Source organism: Bacillus sp. 22190 (genome assembly GCF_052045575.1).
GTDB lineage: Bacteria > Bacillota > Bacilli > Bacillales > Bacillaceae > Bacillus > Bacillus altitudinis.
The window spans coordinates 1-4,302 of sequence record NZ_JBQEPF010000036.1; the positions used below are offsets into that span (position 1 = coordinate 1).

The following is a 4,302-nucleotide window of genomic DNA, read 5'->3' on the forward strand; positions in this document are numbered from 1 at the left end:
CAAACGAAACTAAACAACCAATCACCGATAAACTATCGGCAATTGGCTGTTTCATAAAGGTGTTTTGATCCCTGTCTCAAAAACGGGGGTCAGTCCCGCATCGCTCTGCTTTTTTCACATTATTCGCTTTCTTTCATTTCATTTGATGTACGTACTCGTGCATTTCCCATAAATATGACCGTAATCGCCGCAAGTGCAATCGGGAATAAAGCAATCATAAATACATACGTAATACTTTGTGACATCGCATCAATCACTTTATTTAAAATATCAGGCGGAATTTGTGAGCGTGCCCCCTCTTGAAAAATGGCTTGTGGATCACCAACTGGAGAAGAAGCTCCTTTCATTCCGCTAAAAGCATCTGCTAAACGATTTGTCAGGACATTGGTTTGAATCGTTCCAAAAATCGTCACGCCTAAAGTCATCCCAAGTGATCTCATGAACGAATTGGTAGAATTAGCACTGCCGCGGTAGCGCGGAGAGAGATCATTCATTGAAGCAGATGGCAGAAGGGAGAAGCTAAATCCAACGCCAAAACCTGAAATCATCATAAAGAGCGTAAGCCACAATCTTGCTGTATCAGGCGACATATTGGCAAGCAGCAGCATCCCAGCAAAAAATGAAATCACAGAGATGGTCATTAATCGTCTAAAAGGTACTTTCGTCTGCATCGTTCCACCAATCATACTGCCAATCACGGAACCAATCATCATCGGTGTTAAAATGAACCCGGCACTTGTTGCAGATTCACCGTACACCGCCTGGACGAAGATAGGAATAAAGACAGCTAGAATAATAAACGTCCCGCCATATAAAAACGCCAAAATTTGAGATGTCGCAAACAAACGATTTTTAAACATCCAAAATGAAATAATCGGTTCTTCTGCCTTCCGTTCAACAATGAAGAAGATGGTGCCAAAGACAACAAACACAGCAAATAGTGTCAAGATTTGAACAGAATCCCATGCATACGATTTACCGCCAAGCTCAAGGGCGAACATTAAACTGACAACCGCAACGACAAGTGTAATGGCACCTGACCAGTCAATTTTCTGCTTGCGATGCTCAAGCGATTCTTGATAAAATTTGGCGATTAAGAATACACTGACGATACCAATTGGTACGTTAATATAAAACACCCAATGCCAGCCGATCGAATCCGTAATAATTGCTCCTAACAGCGGTCCTAATACACTGGATAGACCAAAAACTGCACCAAACATACCGGACATTTTCCCGCGTTTTTCTGGCGGGAAGATATCAAAGATAATCGTGAAAGCGATCGGAAGAAGAGCACCGCCTCCAAGTCCTTGAATCGCACGGTAAATAATGAGCTGATCCATTGTTTGTGCGATGCCACACAGCGCAGATCCAATTAAAAAGAAAATAAGTCCAAACAGAAAAAAACGCTTTCGACCATACATATCTGAAAGCTTTCCATAAATCGGCATACCGGCCATCACTGCCACCATATAAGAAGCAGTCACCCAAGCAAATTTATCAAAACTGCCCAAATCGGCGACGATGCTTCCCATTGCTGTTGCGACAATGGTGTTGTCCATCGCTGCCATAAAAATCCCTAACAGCAACCCGACGACAACAAAGCGAGTGGATGCCTTGCCTTTATGATCCACGTTATTCATTTCATTTACCTCCTGCTTACGTTCTCTTCACTTTTTTGCTATGATCAAGTTAATTATAAAGTAAGAGAACATTTATCTTGATGATCAAGATAAATTGATTTTAAAGGGAGGAGAACAAGTTGTCAACAAAGAACGAGGCAGAAGATCGAGCGGACCAGATCATTCATACGATGAGACGCCTTGCTACACGAACAGTCCTATTTCACCAAGCAGCCGCTCAATCGCTCGGCCTTTTCCCAACAGATCTCAAATCAGCAGATTTGTTAAACGAACTTGGACCACTCACAGCAGGTGAATTAAGTGAAAAAACTGGTCTTAGCTCAGGTGCGGTCACCGCTCTCATTGACCGGTTAGAAAAAGCAGGCTACGTCAAAAGGGAGAAGGACCCAAAAGACAAGCGAAGAGTCATCATTGTTCCATTAACGGCTGGGAAATCACAAGTGAAGGAACTCTTTCAATCTTTATCGGCATCCACCAAAAAACTCACAAATGAATACAAGCCAGAAGAATTGGATTTAATCATTCAATTTATTTCAGAAGCAGCTGAAATCATGGATCAAGAGCTGCAATTGCTTAAGTCTAAATCGTAAGAAAGCACACTGATGCGTTAACTACACCGAAATAAGTAAAGCGAGAAATGAACGAAAACAACAAAGATGCTCTCATTGCATCTCTAAAAAAACAAAAAGTTGGAAGAGGAAAATAGGCAATTAAGAGAGCAACTGAAAGTAGCATATGCAGATGTCTATAAAAATTTATAAGAGAGAACAACGTTCACCCTCCTTCAACTAACGGAGCAGTATAGCGCAAGAAGAAGTTGCTGAAATAATGATAAGTATATTAGGATGCTTATCCTAAAAAGGGGAGGTATAACAGAAAGTGGAGATTATAAAGTTTAAGGAAACTGATACAAAAGAGATTATTTCATTGTTTTATGAAACAGTTCATTCCGTAAATTCAAAAGATTATTCCCAAGTACAATTGGATGCTTGGGCACCAAGAGATGAAAAAGAATCTAAAATGAATTCTTGGAAGGAATCATTGAGTCAAAATATAACATTTGTTTCTAAAGTGAATGGTAAAGTTGTTGGTTTTAGCGATTTAACGCATACCGGGTACTTAGATAGACTATTCGTTCATAAAGATTATCAAGGACAAGGTATAGCCACAGCTTTAGTTGATATGCTCGAATCTGAGGCAAAGAAACTAAAGCTTTTAGAAATTGATACCGAAGCAAGTATCACAGCTAAGCCATTTTTTGAACATCTAGGTTACAAAATTGTTTGTTCACAAACTGTGGAAAAAAAGGGGGTTAAGTTGGCTAATTTTAAAATGCTAAAAAAAATAAAATAATCATTTTTTTGTTATGCTAACAGGTGCGTTAGTTTAAGAAGAAAGGGTATAACATATTCGTTATATAAAATATGTTATACCCTTTAATAGACAAGAAAAATGAACCGAATATGTTGTCCAGAAAGAAGAACCTGCGGACGCTGATCATTGAGCACTTAAAATGCCTTGATTGGTGTCCGTTTTTTGAAGAAACGCACCTTTCTCTGATTAAATAGAAGCTGTTTTTGTATCTTTATTCCTATTTCATGACATTCCTTGTGTTGGTAAAATTGACCTTGTCAATGAATAGGAAGGAGTGAATTCTGCTGGGGAAGATACTTGATGCAAAAGCACTAACCAGTGCCATGGATACAAGGTCAAAACACTATCAGGAACTCCGCGAACAAATGGTAGATTTAAAAAAGGCATTACAAGGTGTTGCCAACCTCGGTGATGATTTCACTGGAAAAGGTGCCGATAACATTAAAAGCTTCTATAAAGAACTCGCTGGAAATGTAGACATGTTTATTAGCTTTATTGATAAGCAAAAAGCCTTTCATGAAGGTGTTTCTGGGACACTGGATGATACGAGCTTTGGCGGCGATACCTTTATAGAGGAACACTTTTTAGACAATGCAGTACATATGGGCATCAAGAATGCAAAAAGCATTGTGAAAGATCAAAAACAGGCACTCAAAACGATTTTTCAAGATATTGATGACCTCATTTCCCTAGAGGTATTTGATAGCCAAACCTTTGCTGAAAAAATAGAAGATGCGGAAGATGAACGAAAAAAGACGGTCAAAGAACTAAGAGAGCTTGATCAAAATTTAAAAGATGAATATGCTTTGTCAGAGACGGAGCAGCAGGCTACAATGGCATTGTACGTAGAAATGATCAATGCGACAAATGACGGAAAATCCATTTCGCCTATGAATTTTGACAAGAAAGCGTATCAAAATAGCGAAATCTATAAGGCAAAAAGCGATATTGAGAAGCAAACTTCTGAATATCTAAAAATCAAAAAAGATCAAGAAGAAGCCCGCAAGATTGCAAAGGAACAAGAAGCGCTAGCCAACCGTCCGTGGTATGAAAAAGCTCTTGATTACGGAGGAAATATCGTCAATGAACTGACAGGCGTGAACGATGCAAAACGTGCCGCAACGGGCGTTGATCCGATCACAGGTGAAGAACTCACCGCAGGCCAGCGAGTCGCCGCAGGCGGCATGGCAGCAGCAGGCTACATTCCGATTGTCGGCTGGGCAGGCCGTATTTTCAAAGGTGGAAAAGCCGTCTATAAAACGACTCAAGCCACGTCCGCCGCAGT

Annotated in this window: 3 protein-coding genes and 2 pseudogenes; 4 read left to right on the top strand and 1 reads right to left on the bottom strand. The window is 40.1% G+C overall.

From position 1 onward, the window contains the following. Window positions 1–76: 76 nt before the first annotated feature. Window positions 77–1,643 (bottom strand): annotated as a pseudogene (locus tag ACTJKA_RS19800) (MDR family MFS transporter). A gap of 119 nt (window positions 1,644–1,762) precedes the next feature. Here ACTJKA_RS19800 and ACTJKA_RS19805 point away from each other — a divergent pair. From ACTJKA_RS19805 to ACTJKA_RS19820, 4 genes and pseudogenes are all read left to right on the top strand, one after another. Beyond that, window positions 1,763–2,233: a MarR family winged helix-turn-helix transcriptional regulator gene (locus ACTJKA_RS19805; protein ID WP_074042006.1), complete on the top strand. Its 471-nt coding sequence runs from the start codon at window positions 1,763–1,765 to the stop codon at window positions 2,231–2,233. A gap of 35 nt (window positions 2,234–2,268) precedes the next feature. Next, window positions 2,269–2,404: pseudogene (locus tag ACTJKA_RS19810) on the top strand (DUF6262 family protein); the annotation flags it as partial. A gap of 118 nt (window positions 2,405–2,522) precedes the next feature. Further along, the gene (locus tag ACTJKA_RS19815) at window positions 2,523–2,996 is read left to right on the top strand and encodes a GNAT family N-acetyltransferase (protein ID WP_148780341.1); all 474 of its coding nucleotides are present in this window, start codon (window positions 2,523–2,525) and stop codon (window positions 2,994–2,996) included. Between the two features lie 344 nt (window positions 2,997–3,340). After that, window positions 3,341–4,302 (top strand): ribonuclease YeeF family protein (locus ACTJKA_RS19820; protein WP_440607921.1); only part of this gene is annotated, 962 nt, incomplete at its 3' end.